The 24,927-nt window shown below is 74.8% G+C and carries 25 protein-coding genes; 6 read left to right on the forward strand and 19 right to left on the reverse strand.

Annotated elements, in window-relative coordinates; translation table 11 throughout:
- The 3 genes from Ae505Ps2_RS26060 to Ae505Ps2_RS26070 form a co-directional block, all read right to left on the reverse strand.
- A partial coding sequence (locus tag Ae505Ps2_RS26060; protein ID WP_075554073.1) for an AAA family ATPase occupies nucleotides 1–2,550 on the reverse strand: 2,550 nt, incomplete at its 3' end.
- 48 nt (nucleotides 2,551–2,598) lie between these two features.
- Complete coding sequence (locus Ae505Ps2_RS26065) at nucleotides 2,599–3,015, reverse strand: VOC family protein (protein ID WP_075333117.1); 417 nt, start codon at nucleotides 3,013–3,015, stop codon at nucleotides 2,599–2,601.
- Nucleotides 3,016–3,092: 77 nt separating this feature from the next.
- Nucleotides 3,093–3,383 (reverse strand): acylphosphatase, encoded by a 291-nt coding sequence (locus Ae505Ps2_RS26070; protein ID WP_083695697.1) that lies wholly within the window; start codon nucleotides 3,381–3,383, stop codon nucleotides 3,093–3,095.
- 21 nt (nucleotides 3,384–3,404) lie between these two features.
- Here Ae505Ps2_RS26070 and Ae505Ps2_RS32800 point away from each other — a divergent pair, with 21 nt between their 5' ends.
- Nucleotides 3,405–4,211 (forward strand): CAP domain-containing protein, encoded by an 807-nt coding sequence (locus Ae505Ps2_RS32800; protein WP_075554074.1) that lies wholly within the window; start codon nucleotides 3,405–3,407, stop codon nucleotides 4,209–4,211.
- 13 nt (nucleotides 4,212–4,224) lie between these two features.
- Here the strand turns inward: Ae505Ps2_RS32800 and Ae505Ps2_RS26080 are convergent, their stop codons facing one another.
- Genes Ae505Ps2_RS26080 through kdpF form a run of 6 tightly spaced genes read right to left on the reverse strand, consistent with a single transcriptional unit; the run spans nucleotide 4,225 to nucleotide 11,962 of the window.
- Nucleotides 4,225–4,926, reverse strand: a complete 702-nt coding sequence (locus Ae505Ps2_RS26080) for a response regulator (RefSeq protein ID WP_043275999.1) — start codon at nucleotides 4,924–4,926, stop codon at nucleotides 4,225–4,227.
- Complete coding sequence (locus tag Ae505Ps2_RS26085; RefSeq protein WP_283160284.1) at nucleotides 4,923–7,424, reverse strand: DUF4118 domain-containing protein; 2,502 nt, start codon at nucleotides 7,422–7,424, stop codon at nucleotides 4,923–4,925. The genes Ae505Ps2_RS26080 and Ae505Ps2_RS26085 overlap by 4 nt, the downstream gene beginning before the upstream one ends.
- A gap of 23 nt (nucleotides 7,425–7,447) precedes the next feature.
- On the reverse strand, nucleotides 7,448–8,056 hold the full coding sequence (locus Ae505Ps2_RS26090; RefSeq protein WP_075554075.1) for a potassium-transporting ATPase subunit C: 609 nt from the start codon (nucleotides 8,054–8,056) through the stop codon (nucleotides 7,448–7,450).
- Nucleotides 8,056–10,146 (reverse strand): potassium-transporting ATPase subunit KdpB, encoded by a 2,091-nt coding sequence (gene kdpB / locus Ae505Ps2_RS26095; RefSeq protein ID WP_075312144.1) that lies wholly within the window; start codon nucleotides 10,144–10,146, stop codon nucleotides 8,056–8,058. The genes Ae505Ps2_RS26090 and kdpB overlap by 1 nt, the downstream gene beginning before the upstream one ends.
- A 38-nt stretch (nucleotides 10,147–10,184) precedes the next feature.
- Nucleotides 10,185–11,867, reverse strand: a complete 1,683-nt coding sequence (kdpA, locus tag Ae505Ps2_RS26100) for a potassium-transporting ATPase subunit KdpA (RefSeq protein ID WP_075333116.1) — start codon at nucleotides 11,865–11,867, stop codon at nucleotides 10,185–10,187.
- Nucleotides 11,867–11,962, reverse strand: a complete 96-nt coding sequence (kdpF, locus tag Ae505Ps2_RS31445) for a K(+)-transporting ATPase subunit F (RefSeq protein ID WP_170917160.1) — start codon at nucleotides 11,960–11,962, stop codon at nucleotides 11,867–11,869. The genes kdpA and kdpF overlap by 1 nt, the downstream gene beginning before the upstream one ends.
- 353 nt (nucleotides 11,963–12,315) lie before the next feature.
- On the opposite strand from kdpF, the gene Ae505Ps2_RS26110 reads away from it, so the two are divergent.
- Together Ae505Ps2_RS26110 and Ae505Ps2_RS26115 are read left to right on the forward strand one after the other, a co-directional pair.
- Nucleotides 12,316–12,753 carry a hypothetical protein gene (locus tag Ae505Ps2_RS26110; protein WP_075307627.1) on the forward strand — a complete coding sequence of 146 codons (438 nt, stop codon included), beginning with the start codon at nucleotides 12,316–12,318 and terminating at the stop codon, nucleotides 12,751–12,753.
- Nucleotides 12,754–12,795: 42 nt separating this feature from the next.
- Entirely contained in the window at nucleotides 12,796–13,842 is a 1,047-nt protein-coding gene (locus tag Ae505Ps2_RS26115) for a magnesium and cobalt transport protein CorA (RefSeq protein ID WP_020622005.1), read from the forward strand.
- A gap of 40 nt (nucleotides 13,843–13,882) precedes the next feature.
- Here Ae505Ps2_RS26115 and Ae505Ps2_RS26120 read toward each other — a convergent pair whose 3' ends face one another.
- Both Ae505Ps2_RS26120 and Ae505Ps2_RS26125 read right to left on the reverse strand, forming a co-directional pair.
- On the reverse strand, nucleotides 13,883–15,124 hold the full coding sequence (locus Ae505Ps2_RS26120; RefSeq protein WP_075307631.1) for a hypothetical protein: 1,242 nt from the start codon (nucleotides 15,122–15,124) through the stop codon (nucleotides 13,883–13,885).
- Nucleotides 15,121–15,438, reverse strand: a complete 318-nt coding sequence (locus Ae505Ps2_RS26125; protein ID WP_075307633.1) for a PadR family transcriptional regulator — start codon at nucleotides 15,436–15,438, stop codon at nucleotides 15,121–15,123. The genes Ae505Ps2_RS26120 and Ae505Ps2_RS26125 overlap by 4 nt, the downstream gene beginning before the upstream one ends.
- A 241-nt stretch (nucleotides 15,439–15,679) precedes the next feature.
- Here Ae505Ps2_RS26125 and lysA point away from each other — a divergent pair, with 241 nt between their 5' ends.
- Entirely contained in the window at nucleotides 15,680–17,014 is a 1,335-nt protein-coding gene (gene lysA / locus Ae505Ps2_RS26130; RefSeq protein WP_084786449.1) for a diaminopimelate decarboxylase, read from the forward strand.
- 34 nt (nucleotides 17,015–17,048) lie between these two features.
- Here the strand turns inward: lysA and mutM are convergent, their stop codons facing one another.
- From mutM to Ae505Ps2_RS26160, 6 genes are all read right to left on the reverse strand, one after another.
- Nucleotides 17,049–17,927: a bifunctional DNA-formamidopyrimidine glycosylase/DNA-(apurinic or apyrimidinic site) lyase gene (mutM, locus tag Ae505Ps2_RS26135; RefSeq protein WP_075307635.1), complete on the reverse strand. Its 879-nt coding sequence runs from the start codon at nucleotides 17,925–17,927 to the stop codon at nucleotides 17,049–17,051.
- A 5-nt stretch (nucleotides 17,928–17,932) separates the two neighbouring features.
- Entirely contained in the window at nucleotides 17,933–18,682 is a 750-nt protein-coding gene (rnc, locus tag Ae505Ps2_RS26140) for a ribonuclease III (protein ID WP_075554076.1), read from the reverse strand.
- Nucleotides 18,683–18,690: 8 nt separating this feature from the next.
- Nucleotides 18,691–18,873 (reverse strand): 50S ribosomal protein L32, encoded by a 183-nt coding sequence (rpmF, locus tag Ae505Ps2_RS26145; RefSeq protein WP_020626225.1) that lies wholly within the window; start codon nucleotides 18,871–18,873, stop codon nucleotides 18,691–18,693.
- Nucleotides 18,874–18,943: 70 nt separating this feature from the next.
- Complete coding sequence (locus Ae505Ps2_RS26150; RefSeq protein ID WP_020626224.1) at nucleotides 18,944–19,519, reverse strand: YceD family protein; 576 nt, start codon at nucleotides 19,517–19,519, stop codon at nucleotides 18,944–18,946.
- A 26-nt stretch (nucleotides 19,520–19,545) separates the two neighbouring features.
- Entirely contained in the window at nucleotides 19,546–20,547 is a 1,002-nt protein-coding gene (locus Ae505Ps2_RS26155) for a MinD/ParA family protein (RefSeq protein WP_020626223.1), read from the reverse strand.
- Nucleotides 20,548–20,723: 176 nt separating this feature from the next.
- A complete protein-coding gene (locus tag Ae505Ps2_RS26160) occupies nucleotides 20,724–21,491 on the reverse strand; it encodes a helix-turn-helix domain-containing protein (protein WP_075307639.1) in 768 nt (255 codons plus the stop codon).
- 60 nt (nucleotides 21,492–21,551) lie between these two features.
- Here Ae505Ps2_RS26160 and Ae505Ps2_RS26165 point away from each other — a divergent pair, with 60 nt between their 5' ends.
- Nucleotides 21,552–22,049 (forward strand): glyoxalase/bleomycin resistance/extradiol dioxygenase family protein, encoded by a 498-nt coding sequence (locus Ae505Ps2_RS26165; protein WP_075333112.1) that lies wholly within the window; start codon nucleotides 21,552–21,554, stop codon nucleotides 22,047–22,049.
- A 226-nt stretch (nucleotides 22,050–22,275) separates the two neighbouring features.
- Nucleotides 22,276–23,562, forward strand: a complete 1,287-nt coding sequence (locus Ae505Ps2_RS26170) for a DUF222 domain-containing protein (protein WP_075554077.1) — start codon at nucleotides 22,276–22,278, stop codon at nucleotides 23,560–23,562.
- 22 nt (nucleotides 23,563–23,584) lie between these two features.
- Here the strand turns inward: Ae505Ps2_RS26170 and Ae505Ps2_RS26175 are convergent, their stop codons facing one another.
- The gene (locus tag Ae505Ps2_RS26175) at nucleotides 23,585–24,337 is read right to left on the reverse strand and encodes a DivIVA domain-containing protein (protein ID WP_020626219.1); all 753 of its coding nucleotides are present in this window, start codon (nucleotides 24,335–24,337) and stop codon (nucleotides 23,585–23,587) included.
- Between the two features lie 97 nt (nucleotides 24,338–24,434).
- A complete protein-coding gene (gene coaD, locus Ae505Ps2_RS26180; RefSeq protein ID WP_075307645.1) occupies nucleotides 24,435–24,920 on the reverse strand; it encodes a pantetheine-phosphate adenylyltransferase in 486 nt (161 codons plus the stop codon).
- Between the last annotated feature and the right edge of the window lie 7 nt (nucleotides 24,921–24,927).

The raw sequence follows: 24,927 nt of genomic DNA on the forward strand, positions 1-24,927 counted from the left end.
CGAGGCCCGCTCCCGTTCGGCGGCCGCGGCGGCGGCCCGGGACCGGGCGACGCGCTCGCCGTGCGCCTGGCGGCGCAGGGTCTCCGCGCGCCCGGCGATGGCGCGGGCCCGCTCCTCGGCCGTGCGCAGCGCGAGACGGCACTCGACCTCCTCGGAGCGGACCTCCTCCACGCGCTCGGCGGCCTCGTCGCGCAGCTCGGTGTCGGGCTCGTCGTCGACCGGGGCGTCGGAGGCCAGCGACAGCTGGTGCTCGGCGGCCTCCAGCTCGATCAGCGAGTCCGACCGCCGCCGCTCCACGGTGTCGCGGCGCTCGCGCAGCCGCTGGGCCTCGGCGCGGGCCGAGGTGACGACCTGTTCGAGCCGCCCGAGCTGGGCGGCGGCGGCCGCGCGGCGACGGTCGGCGTCGGCGACCGCGGCGCGGGCCGCGGTCAGGTCGGTGCCGCGGGCGGCCTCCTCGGCGCGGGCACCGTCGAGGGTGGGGCGCAGCGACTCCAGCTCGGCGTCGACGGCGTCGCGTGCGGCCAGCGCGTCGTCGACGGCGGCCTGCAGCTGCAGCGCGCCCTCCCCGGCGCCGGTGCCTCCGCGCGCGGCGTGTGCGGTGAGCAGGTCCCCTTCGGTCGTGACCGCGGTCAGCCCCGGCCGGGCCCCCACGGCGGTGGCCGCGGCGTCCAGACCGTCGACGACGACCACCCCGGCCAGCAGCTCCCCCAGCGCCGGGGCGAGCGCGGGCGGTGCGGTGACCAGCGCGGCCGCCCAGCGCCCGGCGGGCGGGTCGCCATCGGGGACCGGGACCGGCACCCGCCCGGCGGAGCGGTCGGCCCCGGCGGACCCGGCGCCGACGAGCAGCGCGGCCCGGCCGGCGTCGCCACGGCGCAGGGACCGCAGCGCGTCGGCCGCGGACACCACGGAGGCGACGGCGACGCCCTCGGCGAGCTCGCCCAGCGCCGCGGCGACCGCCGCCCGACCGGACGGCTCGACCTCGACGAGCTCGGCGACGGCGCCGAGCACGCCGTCGGCGCCGGAGTCCAGCAGGGCGCCGGTGCCGTCACGGCGGACCAGGCCGACCTGAAGGGCCTCGACCCGGGCCCGCCAGTGCGCGCGACGCTGCTCGGCGTCGCGTTCGGCGGCGACCAGCTCGGCGACCCGCTCGGCGGCGCTGCGGTGCGCGGCCTCGGCCTGCTCGACCCGCGTGGCCAGCGCGTCGGTGTCGGCCGCGTCCCCGGAGACGCCGAGGGACTCCCGCGCGGTCTCCAGCTCGGCCTCGGCCTCGGCGGTGCGGGCGCCCGCCTCGGCGAGCGCCTCGGACAGCCGCTCGATCTCCTCGGCGGTCGCGGCGACGCCGGAGCGCAGCGCGTCGGCCTTCCCGGCGAGGGTGGCGATCCCGGCACGACGGTCGGCGATGGCGCGCACGGCGGCCAGGTGCTCGCGTTCGGCGGCGGCGAGGGTCCGCTCGCGCTCGGCCTTCTCGGTGACGACCTCGTCGAGCCGGCGCCGGGCCTCGGCGACGGCGGCGACCAGCTCCTCCTCCTGCTCGGCGATCGCGTCGGCCTCGGCCTCGGTCTCGTCCGGGTCCCGGCCGGGGGTGCGCCCGGCCTCGGCCGAGGACGTGAGGTGGCGGACGCGTTCCTCGGCGAGGCGGACGGTGCCGCGCAGCCGCTCGGCCAGCGCGGAGAGCTGGTACCAGGTGTCCTGCGCGAGCTGCAGCCGCGGCGCGTCCGCGGCGAGCGCGGTCTCCAGCTCCTCCTGGCGCTCGCGGGCGACGTCGAGCTGCTCCTCGACCTCGGCGCGGCGACGCCGGGCCTGCTCCTGGGACGCCTCCTCGCGCTGGGTCTCCTCGGACAGGGTCACGTAGTCGTCGGCGGCCAGGCGGAGCCGGGCGTCGCGCAGCTCGGTCTGCACGGCCTGGGCGCGGCGGGCGATCTCGGCCTGCCGGCCCAGCGGTTTGAGCTGGCGGCGCAGCTCGGCGGTGAGGTCGGTGAGCCGGGTGAGGTTGGCCTGCATCGCGTCGAGCTTGCGGAGCGCCTTCTCCTTGCGCTTGCGGTGCTTGAGGACCCCGGCCGCCTCCTCGATGTAGGAGCGGCGGTCCTCCGGCTTGGACTGCAGCACCCCGTCGAGCTGGCCCTGCCCGACGATGACGTGCATCTCCCTGCCGATGCCGGAGTCGCTGAGCAGCTCCTGCACGTCGAGCAGCCGGGCACGGGAGCCGTTGATCTCGTACTCGCCGGCGCCGTCGCGGAACATCCGCCGGGTCACCGAGACCTCGGAGTAGTCGATCGGCAGGGCGCCGTCGGAGTTGTCGATGGTGAGGGTGACCTCGGCACGGCCCAGCGCCGCGCGGCCGGACGTGCCGGCGAAGATCACGTCCTCCATCTTGCCGCCGCGCAGCGCCTTGGCGCCCTGCTCGCCGAGCACCCAGCTGATCGCGTCGACGACGTTGGACTTGCCCGAGCCGTTCGGCCCGACGACGCAGGTGATCCCCGGTTCCAGGCGCAGCGTGGTGGCCGAGGCGAAGGACTTGAAGCCCTTCATCGTCAGCGTCTTCAGGTGCACGGGCGGGGATCTCCAGGTGCGCGGGGGTCCACAGGGTAGCGGGGGACCTCAGGCGGCCGGTGCCGAGGCGTTGACCAGCCAGCGGACCCCGAACCGGTCGGTGAGCTGGCCGAACTCGTCGCCCCACGTCTGCTTCTCCATCGGGACGTCGACGACGCCGCCCTCGGCGAGCCCGGCGAAGAAGCCGCGCAGCTTCTCCGGTTCGTCGCCGGAGAGGCTGACCGAGATGCCCGAGGGCGCCCCGGTCGGGCGCTGCGGGTCACCGTCGGACGCCATCAGGGCGAACCCGTCGGGGGTGCCGAGGTAGGAGTGCATCACGCCGTCCGGCGGCGGGACGGGGCCCTCGGCCCCCATGTCACCGAAGGTCATGATCTGCAGCTCCCCTCCCAGCACGGAGCGGTAGAACTCCATCGCCTCGCGCGCACGGCCGTCGAAGTGCAGGTACGGGGTCATCTGGACGGGCATCGGGACCTCCGGGGATCGGTGTCGGCGGCTTCGGTGTGGACACAGGTGTAGACCCCGGCACCGACAGAACTGAGCGGTCAGGCCTCGACGAACCCGGAGAATGCGCCGGACGGCTCAGCCCACTGCTCCGACACCGACGTCACCCGCCCCGGGGTGTCCCCGTCGCGCAGCAGCTCCAGCAGGCGCTCGCAGGAGGCGCGGTCACCCTCCGCGGTCACCGCGACCCGGCCGTCGGACAGGTTGCGGGCCTGGCCGACGAGGCCGAGCTCGAGCGCCCGCGACCGCGTCCACCAGCGGAAACCGACGCCCTGTACCTCCCCCTGGACCCATGCGATCAGCCGAACGGTCGAATCTGTGTTGCCACTCACAGTGCTGATACGTTACCGGCCGTGACCCGACGACGCACACCGCGCGCCACGAGCGCCGTGCTCGGCGGGGTGGGGGCCGGCGCCGTGCTGGCCATGGCCGCCCCGCTCGCCGCACCGGCGCTCACCGCGGCGGGCTGGACCGACGCCGAACGGGCCGGTGGACGGGCGTCCGACACCGTGCCCCTCCGGGCGGTCGGTGCCGCGTACGCGACGACGGCCCCGACCGGCACCGGTGCGCGCCCCGCGGTCGACGGCGCCCCCGTCGACGGCGCCGCGCTCGTCCGCGGCGCGCTCGCCGCGGCCCCGGCCGCCCCGGGCTCCTCCGTCCGCACCGCACTCGACGCGCTCGCCGCGCACGAGGCCGCCGCCACCGCGGCCGCCGCGAGGACGACCGGCCCCGCCGCCGGTCAGGCCCCCGCGGCCCGCCCGGCTGCCCCGTCGGCGACGGGTGTCGTGGCCGGGCTGTCCGGCGAGCTCGCCCGGGTCGTCGCGCTCACCAACGCCGAGCGGGCCGCCGCGGGATGCGGCGCGCTGCGGGCCGACCCGCGGATCAGCGCGGCCGCCCAGGGCCACAGCGAGGACATGGCGGCCCAGGGCTACTTCGCCCACGACAGCCGCGACGGGCGCGACTTCGCCGACCGCATCACCGCGGCGGGCTACCCCTCCCCCGGCGCGGAGAACATCGCGATGGGACAGCCGGACGCCGCGACCGTGGTCGCGGACTGGATGGAGTCCCCCGGGCACCGGAAGAACATCCTCGACTGCTCCCTGACCACGATCGGCGTCGGGCTGGCCGACGGCTACTGGACCCAGGACTTCGGCCGCTGAGGGACACGCCGCCTCAGCCGTCGAACCGGTACCCCATCCCCGCCTCGGTGATCAGGTACTTCGGCCGCGACGGCACCGGCTCCAGCTTGCGCCGCAGCTGGGCGAGGTAGACCCGCAGGTAGTGGGTCTCGGTGCCGTACTGCGGCCCCCAGACCTCGCGCAGCAGCCGCTTCTGCTCGACGAGCTTCCCGCGGTGGCGCACCAGCAGCTCCAGGATCCCCCATTCGGTCGGGGTCAGGTGCACCTCGGCGCCGTCGGCGCGCACGACCGTCTTGGCCGCCAGGTCGACGGTGAAGTCCGCGGTGGTCACCACGGCCTCGCCGTCGACGGACGACACCGCGGCGCGGCGCACGGCGGCCCGCAGCCGGGCCAGCAGCTCGGCCATCCCGAACGGCTTGGTGACGTAGTCGTCGGCGCCGGCGTCGAGCGCCCGCACCTTGTCGGTGGAGTCGGTGCGCGCGGACAGCACGATCACCGGCACCGTGCTCCAGCCGCGCAGCCCCTCGACGACCTCGGTGCCGTCGAGGTCGGGCAGCCCCAGGTCGAGCACGACGACGTCCGGGTGCCCGTCCGCGGCCACCCGCAGCGCCGCCGAGCCGTCCGCGGCGACGAGCACCGTGTAGCCGTGCGCGGTGAGGTTGATCCGCAGGGCCCGCAGGATCTGCGGGTCGTCGTCGACGACCAGCACCCGCACCCCGTTCCCGCCCCCGCTCATCGGGCCGCCCCCACCGGCGCGGCGGGCAGCGAGACGACCACGGTGAGTCCGCCGCCCGGGGTGTCCTCCGCGGTCAGCTCGCCGCCCATCACCACGGTCAGCCCCTGCGCCACCGACAGGCCCAGGCCGAGCCCGGACGTCGCGTCGCGGTCACCGAGGCGCTGGAAGGCGGCGAACAGCGCGTCGCGTTCGCGCGGGGCGACACCGCGGCCCCGGTCGACGACGCGCAGCTCGACCCGGTCGGAGTAGGCGCTGGCGCGCAGGACCACCTCCGTCCCGCCGTGCCGCAGCGCGTTGTCGACGACGTTGGCGAGCACCCGGTCGAGCAGGCCCGCGTCGGCGAGCACGTCGGGCAGGTCCTCGTCGATCTCGACCCGGACCCGGTCGGCGCCCTCCAGACCGAGCAGCGCGGTCGCGGCCACCTCGTCGTAGCCGACCGGGGCGAGCAGCGGGGTCACCGCGCCCGCGGCGAGCCGGGAGGAGTCGAGCAGGTTGTCCACCAGGCCGGTGAGCCGGTCCGCGGACTCCTCGACGGTCGCCAGCAGCTCGGCGCGGTCGTCGGGCCCGAGCGGGAGGTGCTCGTCGCGCAGGCTGCCCGCGGCGGCCTTGATCGAGGTCAGCGGACTGCGCAGGTCGTGTCCGACGGCGGAGAGCAGCGCTCCCCGGGTCTCGTTGGCGGCCGCGCGGCGCTCGGCGTCGGCGGCGCCCGCCTCGGCACGCTGCCCGCGCAGCGCCAGCAGCGCCTGCCCGCCGACGACCTCCAGCAGCCTGCGGTCGGCCGCGGGCAGGGCCCGGCCGGTCCCGACCAGGTGCAGACCCTCGTCGACGACGACGTCCACGTCGGCCTTCTCCGGCCGGTCGCACGCCCCGGCGTCGCCGGTGCACGCCACCCGGCGCCACACCCGGTCCTCGCCCTGCTCGAGCAGGGCCACCGACTGCAGTGCCCAGGTCTCGCGGACCCGGTCCAGCAGCCGCGGCAGCGGGTCGGACCGGGTCAGCACGGTCCGCGCGAACGACGCCAGCAGCGCCGCCTCGGCCCTGGCCCGCACCGCCTGCTCCGCGCGCCGGGCCGCCCGGTCGACGACGAGCGCCACCAGCACCCCCACCAGCAGCATCGTGGACACGGTGATGACGTTGCCGGGGTTGGCGATCGCGAGCGAGTACAGCGGCGGGGACAGGAAGAAGTTCAGCAGCAGCCCACCGAGCAGCGCGGCGAGCAGCGCCGGACCGAGCCCGCCCGCCAGCGCGGCGAGCACGGTCGCGAGGAAGTAGAGGACGACGTCGGTGGACAGGTCCACCCAGTCGGTCAGCGCGATCCCGATCACGGTCGCCGCCGCCGGGGCGAGCACGGCGGTCGCCCAGCCGAGCGCCTGGCGCCCCGCCGGCAGCCCGTTGCGCAGCCTCGGCAGGCGCAGGGCCCGCCCGGCGGCGGAGTGGGTGACCATGTGCACGTCGATCGGTCCGGACTCCTGCACCACCCGCGCCCCGATGCCGGGGTCGAACACCCGGGCCAGCCGGGAGCGCCGGGAGGTGCCCAGCACCAGCTGGGTGGCGTTGGCCCCGCGGGCGAAGTCGAGCAGGGCGTCGTCGACGGACTCCCCGACGACGGTGTGGAAGCTCGCGCCGACCCCCTCGGCCATCCGCCGGACCCGGTCCGCGGCCCCGACACCGGTGGCGGCGAGGCCGTCGCCGCGCAGCACGTGCACCGCCATCAGGTCGGCGCCGCCGGAGCGTTTCGCGATCCGCGCTGCGCGGCGGAGCACGGTCTCGGACTCCCGGCCGCCGGTCAGCGCGACCACCACCCGCTCGCGGGTCTCCCACACGTCGGACACCTGCTGCTCGGTGCGGTAGCGGCGCAGCACCACGTCCACCTCGTCGGCGATCCACAGCAGCGCGAGCTCCCGCAGCGCGACGAGGTTGGGGACCCGGAAGTAGTGCGCCAGGGCGGCGTCGACGCGTTCGGGCGGGTAGACGTTGCCGTGCGCGAGCCTGCGGCGCAGCGCCTCCGGGGTGATGTCGACGATCTCGATCTGCTCGGCGCGGCGGACCACCTCGTCGGGGACGGTCTCCTGTTGGCGGGCCCCGGTGATGGTCTCGACGACGTCGCCGAGGGACTCCAGGTGCTGCACGTTGACCGTGGAGATGACGTCGATGCCGGCATCGAGCAGCTCCTCGACGTCCTGCCAGCGCTTGGCGTTGCGCGAGCCGGGCGCGTTGGTGTGGGCGAGCTCGTCGACCAGTGCGACCTGGGGGCGGCGGGCCAGCACCGCGTCGACGTCCATCTCGTGCAGCTCGGTCCCGCCGTGCAGGACGGTGCGCCGCGGCACCACCTCCAGTCCCTCGAGCAGCCCGGCGGTGCGCTCGCGGCCGTGGGTCTCGACGACGCCGACGACCACGTCGGCACCGCGGCCGACCCGCCGGTGGGCCTCGCCGAGCATGGCGAAGGTCTTCCCGACCCCGGGTGCGGCACCGAGATGGATGCGCAGTTCTCCCCTCACCCGGCCATTGTGGTCCCGCCCCACTACCGCGCGTCCCGCACGGACAGGTTGAGTTCGGTGACGTTCACCCTGGGCTCGCCGAGGAAGCCGAGGGTGCGGCCGCTGGTCGCGTCGGCGACCAGCTGTTCCACCCGGTCGAGCGACAGCCCGGTGACCCGGGCGACCCGCGGTGCCTGGAGCACGGCGTAGGCCGGGCTGATGTCGGGGTCGAGTCCGGAGGCGGACGCGGTCACCGCGTCGGTGGGGACGGCGGCGGGCGCGACACCCTCCCGGGCGGCGATCGCCGCGCGGCGCTGCTGGACCGTGTCCAGCAGCCCGGTGTCGAAGCCGCCCTTGTTGGACGCCCCGGAGGTCGTGGTGTCGGCCGGGCCGAGACCCAGGTCGGCCTCCGCGGTCGCCGAGGGCCGGGTGTGGAAGTACGGGTCGGCGGTCGGGTCGGCGGCGACCGGGTCGATCCCGATGAGCGACGAGCCGGTCCCGCCCGGCAGCACCGAGCCCTCCGCGGCGGTGGACAGCCCGGGGATCCGGGCGACCCCCCAGATCGCGAGCGGGTACACGATGCCGCACAGCACGGTCATGACGAGGAGCACGCGCAGACCGGTCGCGGTCTGGCGGCGCAGGGTGGTGAGCATCAGATCCCCGGGACGAAGCGGACGAGCAGGTCGATGAGGAAGATCCCGACGAACGGGGTGACGACCCCGCCGAGGCCGTAGATCAGCAGGTTCCGCCGCAGCAGCGACGCCGCCGACGACGGCCGGTACCGCACCCCGCGCAGCGCCAGCGGGATCAGCGCGACGATGACGAGCGCGTTGAAGATCACCGCGGACAGGATCGCGGACTCCGGCGTCGCCAGGCCCATCACGTTGAGCAGTCCGAGCGACGGGTACAGCGCGACGAACATCGCCGGCAGGATCGCGAAGTACTTCGCGAGGTCGTTGGCGACGGAGAACGTCGTCAGCGCGCCGCGGGTGATCAGCAGCTGCTTGCCGATCTCGACGATCTCGATGAGCTTGGTCGGGTCGGAGTCCAGGTCCACCATGTTCCCCGCCTCCTTGGCGGCGGAGGTCCCGGTGTTCATGGCGACGCCGACGTCGGCCTGGGCGAGCGCGGGCGCGTCGTTGGTGCCGTCACCGGTCATCGCGACGAGCCGGCCCCCCTCCTGCTCGCGGCGGATGTAGGCGAGCTTGTCCTCCGGGGTGGCCTCGGCGATGTGGTCGTCGACGCCGGCCTGCGCGGCGATCGCGGCCGCGGTGCGCGGGTTGTCGCCGGTGACCATGACGGTGCGGATGCCCATCGCGCGCAGCTCGGCGAACCGCTCGGCCATGCCGGGCTTCACGACGTCGGACAGCTCGATGACGCCGAGCACCCGCCCGTCGGCGCCGGCCGGCCCGGAGGCCCTGGCGACGACCAGCGGGGTGCCGCCGCCGTCGGAGATGGTCTCCACCAGCCGGTCCACCTCGGCGCGGTCGCCCGCGTGGGCCCAGTCGAGGACCGCGGCCGCGGCGCCCTTGCGGACGACGCCGCCGGGCAGGTCGATGCCCGACATCCGGGTCTGGGCGGTGAAGGGCACGAACTCGGCGACGGCCTCGGTCGCGTCGGCCTCGGGGGGCAGGCCGTGCTCGGCGGCGCAGAGCTCGACGATGCTGCGTCCCTCGGGGGTCTGGTCGGCGAGGCTGGACAGCCGCGCCGAGCGGGCCAGCTCGTCGAGGTCGGTGCCGCCGACCGGGTGCAGCGCGGTGGCGCGCCGGTTGCCGAAGGTGATCGTGCCGGTCTTGTCGAGCAGCAGGGTGTCGACGTCGCCCGCGGCCTCGACGGCGCGCCCGGAGGTGGCGAGCACGTTGCGCTGCACCAGCCGGTCCATCCCGGCGATGCCGATCGCCGACAACAGCGCGCCGATGGTGGTCGGGATGAGGCAGACCAGCAGCGCGGTGAGCACCAGCAGCGGCACCTGGGTGCCGGCGTAGGCGCTCATCGGCGCGATCGCGACCACGGCGAGCAGGAAGATGATCGTCAGCGCCGACAACAGGATGGTCAGCGCGATCTCGTTCGGGGTCTTCTGCCGGGCGGCGCCCTCGACCAGGGCGATCATCCGGTCGACGAAGGACTCCCCCGGCTTCGTCGTGATCCGCACGACGATCCGGTCCGACAGCACGGTGGTGCCGCCGGTGACGGCGCAGCGGTCGCCGCCCGCCTCCCGGATGACCGGTGCGGACTCGCCGGTGATGGCGGACTCGTCGACCGAGGCGATGCCGTGGACGACGTCGCCGTCGCCGGGGATCGTCTCCCCCGCCTCGACGACGACCAGGTCGCCGAGCGTCAACGTGGCGCCGGGGACCTGCTCCTCGGCCGCGGCCGGGTCGGCCGGGTCGGCGCCCAGCAGGCGGCGGGCGACGGTGTCGCGCTGGGTGGCGCGCAGCGACGCGGCCTGGGCCTTGCCCCGTCCCTCGGCGACGGCCTCGGCGAGGTTGGCGAACAGCACGGTGAACCAGAGCCACACCGCGACGAGCACCGCGAACACGCTCGGGTCGGCGACGGCGAGCACCGTGACCAGCACGGACCCGACCCAGACGACGAACATGACCGGGTTGCGGGCCTGCACGCGCGGGTCGAGCTTGCGCAGTGCCTCGGGCAGGGCGGCCAGGAGCTGGCGCGGCGCGAACGCCCCGGCGGCGACGGGCGCCGCGCTCTGCGGCGCCGCCTGCGGCTCGGTCGTCACGGACACGGATTCCTCCGACTCGGCACGGTGGTGGTGGGTGGCGGTCACGACAGGGCCTCGGCGATCGGGCCGAGCGCGAGCGCCGGGAAGAAGGTCAGCGCCGACACCAGCAGCACGGTGCCGCCGACCAGGCCGGCGAACAGCGGCCCGTCGGTCGGGAGGGTCCCGGCACCGGCCGGGACGCGGCGCTGGCGGGCCAGCGAGCCGGCGAGCGCCAGCACCGCCAGCATCGGCACGAACCGTCCGAAGAGCATGGCCAGCCCCAGACCGGCCTGGAAGAAGTCGCTGGTCGCGGTAAGCCCGCCGAACGCGGAGCCGTTGTTGTTGGCGGCCGAGGCCCAGGCGTAGAGGACCTCGGAGAAGCCGTGCGCCCCCGAGTTGCCCAGCGCGTCGGCGGTGCCCGGCAGCGCGATGGCCAACCCGGCGCCGATGAGGACGAACGCCGGCATGACCAGGATCGACACGGCGGCGTAGGTGATCTCGCGCCGGCCGAGCTTCTTGCCCAGGTACTCCGGGGTGCGCCCGACCATCAGTCCGGCCAGGAACACCGCGATGACCGCGAGGACCAGCAGGCCGTAGAGCCCGGAGCCGACGCCGCCGGGTGCGACCTCGCCGAGCAGCATGTTCAGCAGCGCGACGCCACCGCCCGCGCCGGTGAGGCTGTCGTGGGTGGAGTTCACCGCGCCGGTGGACGTGCCCGTGGTGGACACGACGAACAGTGCGGAGCCGGGGATGCCGAACCGCACCTCCTTGCCCTCCATCGCCCCGCCCGCGGCGAGCGCGGCCGGGCCGTTGGGGTGCAGCTCGGCCAGCCAGGTCGCGGCGAGGAACAGCGCCCACAGCCCGCCCATGACCGACAGCAGCACGACGCCCTGGCGGACCCGTCCGACCAGCACGCCGAACGTGCGGGTCAGGGCGACCGGGATCACGAGCATCAGGAAGATCTCGAGCAGGTTCGACAGCGGGCTCGGGTTCTCGAAGGGGTGCGCGGAGTTGGCGTTGAGGATGCCGCCGCCGTTGGTGCCGAGCTCCTTGACCGCCTCCTGCGAGGCGACCGGGGCGAGCGCCAGGGTGTGGGTGCTGCCGTCGACCGTCGTCACGTCGACGCCGGATCGCAGCGACTGCACCACCCCGGTGGCGACGAGCACGACCGCGGCGACGGCGGCGAGCGGCAGCAGGATCCGGACGACGCCGCGGGTCAGGTCGACCCAGAAGTTCCCGATCCGGCCCCCCTCGTCGTCGCCGGTCGCGCCGTGGGCCACGAAACCGCGGACCAGCGCGATCGCGACCGCCATGCCGACGGCGGCGGACACGACGTTCTGCACGGTCAGCCCGGCCATCTGCACGGTGTGGCCGAGCACCTGCTCGGGCACGTAGGACTGCCAGTTCGTGTTGGTCACGAACGACACCGCGGTGTTGAACGCCATCGCCGGGGACACCGAGGTGCCGCCGTCGGTGCCGCGGCCGAAGCCGAGCGGGAGGAAGGCCTGCAGCCGCTGCATCAGGTAGAGCAGCACGATCGAGACGAACGAGAAGCCCAGCACGCCCGCGGTGTAGGTCGTCCAGCGCTGCGTGGACGTGGCGTCGATGCGGCAGATCCGGTAGACGAGCCGCTCGATCCGCCAGTGCCGGGTGTCGGTGTAGACCCGCGCCATCCAGTCGCCCAGCGGCTTCCAGGTCACGGCGAGCAGCGCCACCAGCGCCGCCGCCTGCGCGAGCCCGGCCATCAGAACCGCTCCGGGCGGAGCAGCGCGATGACCAGGTACACCAGCAGGCCCAGGGCGAGCAGGCCCCCGGCCGCGTTCTCGACGACGGTCGCGATCACAGCTTCTCCATCCCGCGCAGGGTGAGCGCGAGGACGGCGAAGGACGCCACCAGCAACGCGATGTAGGCCAGGTCGGCCACGGGACTCTCCTCGGTCGTGCTCACCCGCCGGGGATCTCCGGCGGGCCGCCGGGGATCGTGCGCCGAACGAGGTCCCGCGGGACCGGTCGATGACGGCGGATTGACGCCCACCGGCTCCCGCGTTGACGCGTTCTTGACGCCCGGTGGTGGCCATCACGTCCCCCGGACGGGCGGTCGGTCTCAGGAACCCGTCAACACACGCGTGTGACGACGCCAACACCGCGTCAGGAGCCCGGCCGGCGGCCCGGTGAAGGGCGCACCCTCCCGCGCATGCTGCAGCGCCGCCCCGCCCGTCCGGTCCCACCGCCGCCCCTGACCGGGGGCGCAGGCTTCGTCGCGGGGATCGCCGCCGGTGTCGCCGCGGGCCTGAGCGCCGGCGCCGCGGCCCTGGCCGGTGCGGGGCCCGGCGGGTCCGCCGCGGCCGCGGTCGTGGTCGCCGGGGTGGGAACCGTGCTCCTGGCCGCCGCGACGACGGCGGTGGGCGCACTCGCCGTCGCCGTGGTCTGCTGGGGGTTCAGCGACGGCTTCGGCCTGCACCACCTGGCCGAGCTGCACCTCGCGGGCCCGGACCTGTGGCTGCTGGCGGTGCTGCTCGGGGCCGCGCTGCTCACCCGTGCCGCGACGGTCGCACCGTCGGCGGTGGGGCGTCGGCGGCCCGCTCGTCGTCGCACGGTTGCGGACCGCACCGCTGGATACCCTTCCCGGTGACGGCGGGGGCGCTCCCCGGCCGGGACCGGAGGAGGCCCACGCATGTCCGTGATCGACAACGCGGTCTACGTCGACGGCAAGCGCGCCGCGGCGCCGGAGTCCGTCGACAGCGCGGTCGAGGTGTTGCAGGGCTGCCGCGCCGACCACGGCGAGGACTCCACGGCGTTCTGCTGGATCGGGATGCTGCGCCCGGACGTCGAGGAGCTCCACCAGGTAGCGCGGGAGTTCGATCTCCACTCGCTCGCGATCGAGGACACCGTCAACGCCCACCAGCGCCCGAAGCTGGAGCGCTACGGCCGCACCGAGTTCGTGGTGCTGCGCCCCGCCCGCTACGTCGACGCCGACGAGGTCGTGGAGATCGGCGAGGTCCACCTGTTCCTCGGTCCCGACTTCGTGATCACCGTGCGGCACGCCGTCGAGCCGCAGCTCAGCGAGGTCCGCGACCGGTTGGAGAACGACCCCGATCTGCTCGCGCACGGCCCGATGGCGGTGCTCTACGCGGTGCTCGACCGGGTCGTCGACGACTACTTCCCCGTCCTCGACGGCCTGCAGGACGACATCGACGGGATCGAGGAGGAGGTGTTCCGCGGCGACCCGAACGTGTCGCGGCGCATCTACCAGCTGACCCGGCAGGTCATCGCGTTCCAGCGGGCCGTCGAGCCGCTGCAGGAGATCTTCATCGAGCTGCGGGCCCGGTTCGCCAAGTCCGGCGACGCCCCGGACCTGGAGCTGCGCCGCGCGATGCGCGACGTGATCGACCACGCGACCCGTGTGCGGGAGCGCGTCGAGGGCTTCCGGGACCTGCTCGGCAACATCCTGACCGTCAACTCGACGCTCGTCGCGCAGCGCCAGAACGAGGAGATGACCCGGCTCACCGAGGCGGGCTACGCGCAGAACGAGCAGATGAAGCGGGTGTCGTCGTGGGCGGCGATCCTGTTCGCGCCGACCCTGATCGCCGGCATCTACGGCATGAACTTCGACGAGATGCCGGAGCTGCACTGGGCCCTGGGCTACCCGATGGCCATCGGGCTGATGCTGCTGCTCGGCCTCGTGCTGTACGTGGCGTTCAAGCACAACGATTGGCTGTGAGGGCCGGGCGCCCACCCCCCGTGGGCGCCCGGCCCCGGCGTCAGCCCGTCGTGGTCGGCGCGGCCGGCACCGGCGCGGTCGACTGCGCGGGCGACGGGGCGGGCGCCGCGCTCGTCGGACGGGGTGCCGTGGTCTGCGGGATCGTCACGACCAGCGGCTGCGGCGGCCGGGTCACGCAGCGCCCGGTCGTCGGGTCGATCGTGCGGACGCCCCGCGGGTACGGCCCGGGGGCCGGCGGGGTGGACGTGGCGGCATACCCCCCGTCCACCCCCTCGTCGACGCAGGAGTGGTCGTCGACCGCGAGCGGGCGGCCGTTCTCGTCGAACAGGTACACCCCGCTCAGCGGCCTCCCCTTCGCGTCGAAGGGCCGCACGTCGGCGACGGAGGTGCCGTCGAGGCTCAGCCCGGCCGGGGGCGCGTAGGACACCGCGCCCCCGTTGCGGTCCTGCCCCAGTCCCAGCACCGCGGCCACCAGCAGTCCCACCGCGAACGCGTTCAGCGGTACGACGGCCCACAGCAGCCGCCGGTCGGCCGCACTGCGCGGGCCGAGCAGCACCGACAACGGCACCGCGGGCACGGCGAGGACCAGCGCCGTCACCAGCACGGCGGACCCGCCGCCGCCGAACGCCCACCCGATGACCCCGGCCGCGACCAGCGCGCGCAGCACCCACCAGCCGGGTTGCAGGGACAGCACGAACCCCCCGGCCGCGCCGTCGGTACGGGCCCGGGCGAGCCGTTCGCGCAGCGCGACGACCGACGGCAGCGACGCCGCCGCGGGCTGCGCCGGCCCGTCGGACCAGGCGGCCAGCGCACCGGCAGCGGCGAGCGGCACCGCGAGGAACAGCGGCGCCACCGTCGACGGCCCGACCTGCCCCACCGCGAGCCCCGCGGCCCCCGCCGCGGCGGTCGCGACGACGAGCGCGGCCAGGGCGAACCCGGCCCGCCCGGTGCGCGGGCGCTCCACGGGCTCCTGCTGTGCTGGCGGGTACCCGGCCGCCGCGCGCAGCTCGGCCGCGTAGTCCTGCGGGCTGCCGAGCCGGGCGTGCACCGCGTCGCGGCCGTAGCCGGCGCCCAGCTCCTCGGCGAGCTCCGCGAGGTGCCCGCGCGCGTCGTCGACGATCTCGGCGACCTCGGTGTGCGGCAGGCCGGTCAGGGCGACCCGCAGGCCCACCAGGTAGTCGTCGGTGACCGGGTCGCCGATGCGCGCCGTGACGTCGGTGTCAGTTCCGTTGCCGCCGTTGCTGCCGCCGCCGCGGCCGCCCCCGCTCTGCTCGGTGCTCACGTGCCCACCAGGCCTTCCATCGTGGTGGCGAACGCACGCCACCGTTCGGTCGTCTCCCGCAGCCGGACCCGGCCCGGTTCGTTGATCGCGTAGTACTTGCGGTGCGGCCCCTCCTCGCTGGGGACCACGTACGAGGTCAGCAGGCCCGCGCCGTAGAGCCGGCGCAGCGTGCCGTAGACCGAGGCGTCCCCCACCTCGGCGAGGCCGGCGCCGCGCAGGGCCCGGACGACCTCGTAGCCGTATCCGTCCGCGCGGTCCAGGACCGCGAGCACCGCGAGGTCGAGCACTCCCTTGAGCAGCTGGCTGGTGTCCATCGCACCTCCTTACGCTTCGCAGACTACTACGCGATGCGCAGTAGTCCGCGCACCGCTGCACCGGGCGCGTGTCGAGCCGGGGGTCGGAGCCGGGTGTCGGGGCCGGGTGTCAACGGGCCGCCAGTCCTGCGCCGGACGGCGTCAGGGCGGCGTAGCGACGGCGGACGCGCGCGGCTCCGCGGGGCGACAACGGAGGGGCACGGCGCCCGCACCGGGCGCCCGCCACCAAGGAGTCATCCCGGTGACCCTCGCCGACCTGCTCCCCTCCCTCCGCCCGACGCTCGCCGCCCGCCTCGAGCCGGGCCTGTGGCCGGTCACGACCCGCACGACCTCCGACGGCGCCCTGCAGATCGGCGGGGTCGACCTCACCGAGCTCGCCGCCCGCTTCGGCACCCCGGTGCAGGTGCTCGACACCGCCGACGTCCGCGCCCGCTGCCGCGCCTACCGGGCCGCGCTGCCCGACGCCGAGATCGTCTACGCCGGCAAGGCGTTCCTCTGCCGCGGGATGGCCCGCCTGGTCGCCGACGAGGGCTGCTCGGTCGACGCGTGCTCCGGCGGCGAGGTCGCGGTGGCCGCGGCCGCTGGGCTGCCCGGTGACCGCATCGTGCTGCACGGCACCGTCAAGACCGACGAGGACCTGAAGGCGGCGTTCGCCGCGGGCGTCGGGCGGATCGTGCTGGACTCGGCGGCAGAGGTCGACCGGATCGCCTCCCTCGCGCCGCGCCGGCAGAAGGTGCTGCTGCGGATCAGCCCGGACGTCGACGCCGGCACCCACCCGGGGCTCACCACCGGCACCGCGTCGTCGTGGTTCGGGATGCCGCCCTCCGAGGCGCTGGAGGTCGCCGGACGGGTACTGGCCCGCCCCGAGCTGGAGCTGGCCGGGCTGCACTGCCATCTCGGCTCGCAGGTGCCGTCGGTGTCGCGCTACGAGCGGGCCGCGGTCCGGATGGTGGGCGTGATCGCGGCGCTGCGTGCGCGGTACGGGGTCACCGTCGCCGAGCTGGACCTGGGCGGCGGGCACGCGGTCGGCTACGCCGAGGGCGAGCCCTGCCTGGACCCGGCGATCTTCGGCCGGGCCGTGCGGGGCACCCTGGCCCGGGCCTGCGCGGCGCACGGCATCGACGAGCCGCGGCTGCTCGTCGAGCCGGGGCGCGCGATCGTCGCCCGGGCCGGGGTGACGCTCTACCGGGTCAGCGCGGTGCAGCGCTGCGGCGACGGCCGCACCACCGTGCTGGTCGACGGCGGCATGAGCGACGACCCCCGCCCCGCCCTCTACGGCGCCCGCTACCCGGTCCGGCTCGTCGGGCGCGCCACCCGGGCACCGCTGGAGTCGGTCCGCGTGGCGGGGCGGCACTGCGAGTCCTCCGACGTGATCGCCGACGGCGTCCGGCTGCCCGCCGACGTCGCCCCCGGGGACCTGCTGGCGGTGCCGGTGTCCGGCGCGTACCACGCCTCGATGGCCTCGACCTACAACCAGGTCCCGCGCCCGCCGGTGGTCGCCGTCGCCGCGGGGGCGTCGCTGCCGCTGCTGCGCCGCGACACCCCGGAGGACCTGCTGCGCCGCGACTGCTCCTGAGGCCCCGCGCCGGTCGGCACCCGGTCAGCGCCGGTCAGCGGCGGGGCCGCGGGGCCGGCTGGCACCGCGGGCAGGTGAACGACGAGCGGTTCATGAACGCGTCCCGGCGGATCGGGGTGCCGCAGCGACGGCACGCCCGGTCCGCCTGGCCGTAGACGTTCAGGGAGCGGTCGAAGTAGCCCGAGGCGCCGTTGACATTGACGTACAGCGCGTCGAAGGAGGTGCCGCCCTGGGCGAGCGCCTCGTGCATGACGGTCGTCGCGGCGTCGAGGACGGTGTGGCCCTGGGCCCGGGTCAGTTTCTCGGTGGGCCGGGTGCCGTGCAGCCGGGCCCGCCAGAGCGCCTCGTCGGCGTAGATGTTGCCGATCCCGGAGACGACGGTCTGGTCGAGCAGCGCCCGCTTGACCTCGGTGCGACGGCGACGCATCGCCGCGACGGCGTCGTCGGCCGAGAACGCCGGGTCCATCGGGTCGCGGGCGATGTGGGCGACCGGCTCGGGCACCAGGCCGCCGCCCGCGGCCGCGGCGAGGGGGTGCACCGACAGCCCGCCGAAGGTGCGCTGGTCGACGAAGCGGAGCTCGGGGCCGTCGTCGTCGAACCGGACGCGGACCCGCAGGTGCTTCTCGTCGGGCGCGTCCGGGGGTTCGACGAGCATCTGCCCGGACATGCCCAGGTGCGCGAGCAGCGCGTCGTCACCGGGGCCTGCGGTGTCCAGCTCCAGCCAGAGGTACTTGCCGCGCCGGGCGGCCGCGGACAGCGTGCGCCCGGCCAGCCGGGCGGTGAAGTCGTCAGCCCCGGTGGGGTGCCGGCGCACCGCGCGCGGATGCAGCACCTCGACGCGCGCGATCCGCCGGTCCAGCACGTGGTCGGCGAGGCCGCGGCGGGCGACCTCGACCTCGGGCAGTTCCGGCATCGCGGCTACCGCCCGGAGCCGGCACTCTCGTCGGACAGCGCGTGCCAGGCGATCTCGGCCGCCTTCTGCTCGGCCTCCTTCTTGGTGCGCCCCGCGCCGCTGCCGAGGTCACGACCCCCGACGACGGCCGTCGCGGTGAACACCTTCAGGTGGTCCGGGCCCTCCTCGTCGATCCGGTACTCGGGCACACCGTGCCCGCCGGCGGCGGTGAGCTCCTGGAGGCTGGTCTTCCAGTCCAGGCCCGCGCCGAGCAACGGGGCACTGTGCAGCAGGTCCGCGAACAGCCGGTGGATCAGCTCGCGGGACGGCTCGAGGCCGTGCGCGAGGTACACCGCGCCGAGCAGCGCCTCGGTGGCGTCGGCCAGGATGCTGGCCTTCGACCGGCCACCGGTCAGCTCCTCACCGCGCCCCAGGTACAGGTACGTGCCGAGGCCGTGAGGCACACCGTCCGGTGTGGGCAACGCCACGGCGACGGTGGCGAGCGCGTGCATGTTGACCACGCTCGCGCGCAGCTTCGCCAGCTGCCCCTCGGGGAGTTCCGGGTGGTCCCGGTACAGCCGCTCGGTGATCACGATCGACAGCACCGAGTCGCCCAGGAACTCCAGGCGCTCGTTGGTCGGCAGTCCACCGTGCTCGTAGGCGTAGGACCGGTGGGTCAGCGCCAGCGTGAGCAGCGTCTCGTCCAGGTCCACACCGAGTGCGGACAGCAGAGGTGACCGGTCCGTCACCGGACCGGTCACACTCTTGTCGCCCACTGCTGCGATCAGGCCGGGCTGGTGACCTGACGACCGTCGTACTGCCCACAGGTCGGGCAGGCGATGTGCTGCAGCTTCGGCTCACGGCAGGCGCGGTTCGAGCAGGCGACCAGGGTCGGCGCAGTGGCCTTCCACTGCGACCGGCGCGCACGCGTGTTCGACCGCGACATCCGGCGCTTGGGAACGGCCATGATGACACTCCTCGGTACTTCGAACGATCAGGTCTGCCCACCGGGGAGCGGGCTCACGGGGAGCCGCCGCTCAGTCGGTGGAGGGCAGGCGCTCACGGAGCGCCGCCCAACGAGGATCCAGTGTCTCATGCCCGTGATCCGATGGGAGATCGGCCCACCTCTCCCCGCACTCGACGCACAGACCAGGGCAGTCCTCGCGGCACAGCGGTGCCATCGGCAGCTCGGTCACGATCGCGTCGCGCACGGCCTGGGTGAGGTCGATGCGCTCGTCGACCAGGCGCGGGATCTCGTCGGCGTCGGTGGTCTCCTCGGTGACCGAGTCCGGATAGGCGAACAGCTCGCCGATCCGGACCTGCACGTCCTCCCCGATCGGCTCCAGGCAGCGCGAGCACTCCCCCGCCAGCCGGGCGTCGGCGGTGCCGGAGACGTAGACGCCCTCGGTCACCGACTCCAGGGACACGTCGAGCTCGACGTCGGACCCGCCGGGGACCGTGATCACCCCGGTCAAGCCGATCTCGGCGTCGCCGGACGGCGCGGGGACCGTGCGGGCCACGGTGCGCTGGTTGCCGGGGCGGCGGGCCAGCTCGCGGGTGGAGAGGACCCAGGGGTTGTCGTCGGGACGGTTCTGGCTGCGCGCGGTGTTCATCTCGCCGACCAGCGTACGCGGCCCGGTCAGTCGCGTCGTCGCACGTCGAACGCGTCGGCGACCAGGGCGCCCAGCTCCAGGAACGCGTCCGCGGTGGCCGGCCGGAGCCGGGCCGGGTCGATCCGCCCGCCGGTGGCCAGGTGCGGGTCGTGCGGCACCTCGACGACGCCGCGCACCCGCTGGGCGAAGTGCTCGCGGATCCGGGCGGCGTCGACCTCGGCGCTGCGCCGGTCGCAGGACAGCACGACCACCGCGTTGCGGACGAGGTCGCCGTGGCCGTGCGCGACCAGCCAGTCCAGCGTCTTGCTGGCCCGGCCCGCCCCGTCGACGGTGGGGGCTCCCACGACGACCACCGAGTCGGCGCGCGCGAGGGTGCCCTGCATCGTGGAGTGCACCATCCCGGTGCCCGAGTCGGTGATGATGATGTTGAAGAAGCGGCCCAGCAGGTCGACGACGCGCTCGTACTCGTCGCGGGAGAACGCCTCACCGGAGGCGGGGTCCTGCTCCGAGGCCAGGACCTGCAGGCGCCCGGCGAGGCTCGTGTAGCGGGACACGTCGGTCCAGGTGCCGACACCCTCCAGGTCGTTCAGCAGCTCGCGGACGGTGATCCGGGAGTCGCCGGTCAGCCGGTCGGCGAGCGTGCCGGCGTCGGGGTTCGCGTCGAGGACGACGGCCCGGTCCCCTCGGTGCTCGGCCAGCGCCTGCCCGAGGCAGGCCGCGACCGTGGTCTTGCCGACGCCGCCCTTCACCGACATGACCGCCACCCGGTGCGCACCGGCCAGTGGTGCGCGGACCCGGGCCAGCATCCCGGTGCGGAGCTCCTCGGCGTCGCTGGGGCCGGGGTTCACCCGGCCACCGGTGATGTCGTAGAGGGCACGACGCCAACCGGTGCGCGGCCGGTCGGGCCGGGGCCGCAGCATGGAGTCCTCACGCAGGTCCGCCGCGGCCGCCCCGGCGTTCCCACGCCGAGCCTCGGAGCGGGGCAGCTCGGGACGCGGGGCCTCGGGGGGCGGGGCCGGGTTCGTCACGGGGGGTCCTTCCAGCCGGTGCCCATAGCGTTCCCACCAGGTCGTCGGGTCGGGTTCGGGCCGGCGTGCCATGCGCGGGAGAGTAGTACGGCGGGTGACCTGGATTCCTGCTTCCGGCGTATCCGATCACAGTGACTGCCCGCGGTGAAGCACCTGCGCCGCAGCCGTTGCCGCGATCACCCGGCCGCGCGGGCCGCCTGCCGGGTCGCGCCGGGGGTCTCGCCGAGCACGGCCCGGTAGCGACGGGTGAAGTGGGCCTGGTCGGCGTAGCCGAGTTCGGCGGCCAGCCCGGCCAGCGCGGCGTCCGGGTCGGTCCGGAGCACCGCGGCGGCGTGCTGCAGGCGACGGCACTCGATCAGCCACAGCGGGGTCAGCCCGATGTGGCCGCGGACCAGCCGTTCCAGCGTCCGCGGCGCGACGCCGACGAGCTCGGCGAGCTGGTCGGCGCGCACGACGTCGGTGCGGGACTCGGCCAGCGCGCAGGCCCGGTTGACCAGGCGTCCGGCGTCGGTGACCCGGTCGGCCAGCGGGGCGAGCCAGTCCCGCACCGTCGCGGCCGGGTCGCCGCACGCCACGGCCGTGGTCAGCTCCGCCACCGGCGCGGGGTGGACCTCCTCGTCGGCGCCACGCAGTGCGGCCGGTGCGGTGGCGGTGAACAGCGGGGTCGCGCCGGGCCGGAGCAGCACGCCGACGACCCAGGACCGCCCGGTCAGCTCCCGGACGTCGACGCCGGTGCGCGGCCCGTGCAGTATCGCGGTGACCGGGTCGGTGACGAGGTTGAACGCCGGGTACTGCAGCACCCGCTGGCGCACCGTGCGCCCGGGCGGCACGTCCCAGCGGGCGGTCCACACCCAGCGCACGAGGTCGTCGAGCCCGATCCGGACCCGGTCGAGCGCGACCTCCGGGGCGCCCGGGTTCAGGTGCCCGCGCGACTCGACGGTCATCGGCCACTCCTGTCGGCAATGTTCAATCCGCCTGTGTCGCGGGGCGGGCACGCTCGTCCCATGGAGCTCACGAGCAGCGTCACCGGCACCCACACCACCGACGGCCGCCCGCACGGGGTCACCTCGATCACCCCGCACCTGGTGGCCTCGCCCGCCCGCGCGGCGATCGAACTCTACTGTGCCGCCTTCGGGGCCCGGGTGCTCTCGGTCACCGAGATGGGCGACATGATCGGGCACGCCGAGCTGGAGCTGGCGGCCGGCCGGTTCACCGTCTCCGACGCGATGCCCGACTACGGCCTCGTCGCCGCCCCGGCGGGCGACCACCCGGTGTCGCTGTCGCTCGCGGTGTACGTGCCCGACACCGACGCGGCCGTCGCCACGCTGGCCGAGGCCGGGTCGACCGTGCGGGAGCCGGTCTCGACGTTCGTGTCCGGGGACCGGTTCGGCTCGGTCGTCGACCCGTACGGGGTGCGGTGGGCGGTGATGACCCGGGTGGAGGACCTGTCGCCGGAGGAGAGCGCACGGCGGGTCACCGAGTGGGCGGCGGAGCAGGGCTGACGGTGGGGCGAGCGGGGCCCCGATCGGCGCGCCGGCGTCCCGGCCGCCGCCGACGGCATACGGCAGGGCCGGCCGGGGCCTCGGCCCTGCCGTGGTCCGGGGTGCCGGCGCATCGTGTTCCCGCCCGTACCTGCCACGCGGGACCGGCACCGTTCTCGCAGCTCACGAGTTCGCAATGGTGAACGAGAACTAGAGATCGAACTAATGTTCGAGTACCATCGACGAGGTGACCGCGACCCAGGAGCCACCCGCCCACGCCACCGGCGTGGGCTCCGGCAGGTTCCGCTCCGGTGACCTCGCCCTGATCCAGCTCCTGATAGACCAGGCGATCGGCGACGACACCACCCTGCTCTCCGAGACAGACCTGATCGACCAGATCCAGCAGATCGAGTCCGTCCAGGCCTCCCTCGCCGCACTCCAGTCCACCCGCATCCGGGCGTTCGCCCGAGCCCACGTCGAGAACCACCTCACCGACGACCAGACCGACGGGACCGACCGCGCCCGGACCGCCCCCGAGCGGCTCCACCGCAGCGTCGTCGCCCAGATCCAGCTCGCCTGCCGGATCTCCACCACCGAAGCCCGCACCCGCGTGGCCAACACCCGCGACCTGCACTCCGGGCTCGACCACGTCCGCGGCCTGCACACCGCCGGGGAGCTCAGCGCCGCCAAAGTCACCGCCATCGCCGTCGAATGCCGCGACCTCGACCCACACCAGCGCAGACACCTCGACACCCGCCTCGCCACACACGACCTCACCCGGCTCGGCATCGGCCGACTCCGCACCATGACCCGCCGCATGGTCGCCGAGATCGCGCCCGAACGCTTCCGAGCCCGCGTCCACACCGCCACAGCCGAACGCCGAGTCACCCTGCGCCCGGCACCGGACGCGATGAGCTACCTCACCGCCTACCTCACCGCCGCACAAGGCGCCGCCTGCCTCGCCGCACTCCAGAAAGCCTTCGTGCAGGCCCAGGTCGACCCGGCACCGCTGACCCGCAGCCGCGGACAGGTACACGCCGACACATTGGTCGAACGCGTCACCGGACAAGCCACCGCCACCGCGGTCAACCTCGAGGTCCAGGTCACCGTCCCCGTCCAGGCCCTGCTCGACCCCACCTCCCCACTCCCCGCAGAGATCCCCGGACTCGGACCCGTCCCCGCCGACCTGCTCGCCACCAGCGACGGCACCGCATCCCTACCGCGGCTACTCACCGACCACGGCCTGGTCATCGGCGGCGACTCACGCCAACGCACCTTCACCGGCCTCCTCGCCACCCTCGTCAAAGCCCGAGCGAACAACCGGTGCACCGAGCCCTACTGCGACGCCCCCGCCCGCCACATCGACCACATCCACCGGGCCGCCGACGGCGGACACACCGAACTCGACAACGGACGCGGGGTGTGCGAGTTCCACAACCACATCCGCGAACAACCCGGATGGCACGTGGCCCGCGGTCCGGACGGGGTCACGACCACGACACCCACCGGGCACACCTACCGCGGGCCGGACTGACCCGACCCGGTGTCGGCGGCCGTCAGTCGATCAGGTCCATCCCGGTGCCGGTGCGACCCTGCTCCGGGGGCAGCCCGCCGCCGTAGTTCGGGCCGTACTGACCGCGCCAGATCTGGCTGCGCCCGCGCCCGACGACGCCCAGCGCGTTGTTCAGGGTGGTCTCCAGCTCGCCGAGGGTGGTGTCGACGTAGTCGTCGCACTCGCGGCGCAGCCGGTCGGCCTCGGCGTGCGCGCCGTCGACGATCCGGCCGGCCTCGGCGTGCGCGGCACGGACGACCTCGGTCTGGGACACCAGCCGGGTCTGCTCGTTCTGCCCGTCGGCGATGAGCCGGTCGTGCGCGGCCCGGCCGGCGTGGCTCATCCGCTCGGCCTCGTCACGGGCCCGGTCGGTGAGTTCGGCGTACTGACGGCGGCCCTCGGCGACGGCGCGCTCCGCCTCGTGGCGGGCCTCGGCCAGGGTGCGCCCGGCCTCCTCCTGCGCCTCGGCGACGAGCCGCTCGGCCTCGGTGCGCGCGTTCTGCAGCGTCTCCTCGGCCTCGGAGTTCGCCGCGGTCCGGGTCTCCTCCGCCTCGCGCTCGGCCTCGGACACGATGTCGTCGCGCCGGTCGAGCACGTCCTGGGCGTCGTCCATCTCGCCCGGGATCGCCTCGCGGACGTCGTCGAGCAGCTCCAGCACGTCGCCGCGCGGGACCACGCAGTTCGACGTCATCGGGACGCTGCGCGCCTCCTCGACGATCGTCACCAGCGCGTCCAGCGACTCGAAGACCCGGTACACGCGAGCGATCCTCTCACCGTCGCGGGCGCGGACCCGTTATTCGGCGCCGCTCCCGCGTGTCAAGTTCCGACCGGGTGAGCCTTGCAGGGGTCCGGGCTCAGCCGGACAGGCGCTCCAGCAGCCGGGTGTGCACGCTCGGCGGGAGGAACGCGGTGACGTCGCCGCCGCCGCGGGCGACCTCCTTGACCAGCGAGCTCGACACGTAGACCTGACCGGGCGCGCCGGGCAGGAACAGCGTCTCGACCCCGGTCAGGTGCCGGTTCATGTGCGCCATCGGCAGCTCGTAGTCGTAGTCCGTCGCGCCGCGCAGGCCCTTGACCATCGCCCGGGCGCCGCGCTCACGGCAGTAGTCGACGACGAGGCCCTGGAACGACTCGACCCGCACGCCCAGCAGGTCCGCGGTGATCTCGGTGAGCATCACGACACGCTCGTCGACGGAGAACAGCCCCTCCTTGCGGGGGTTCACGAGGATCGCGACGAACACCTCGTCGAACAGCCCCGCGGTGCGGGCGATGACGTCGAGATGCCCCACCGTCGGCGGGTCGTAGGAACCGGGGCAGACGGCGCGGCGGACCTCGGGCATGGGGCGG

The organism is Pseudonocardia sp. Ae505_Ps2, assembly GCF_001932425.1.
Lineage (GTDB): Bacteria > Actinomycetota > Actinomycetes > Mycobacteriales > Pseudonocardiaceae > Pseudonocardia.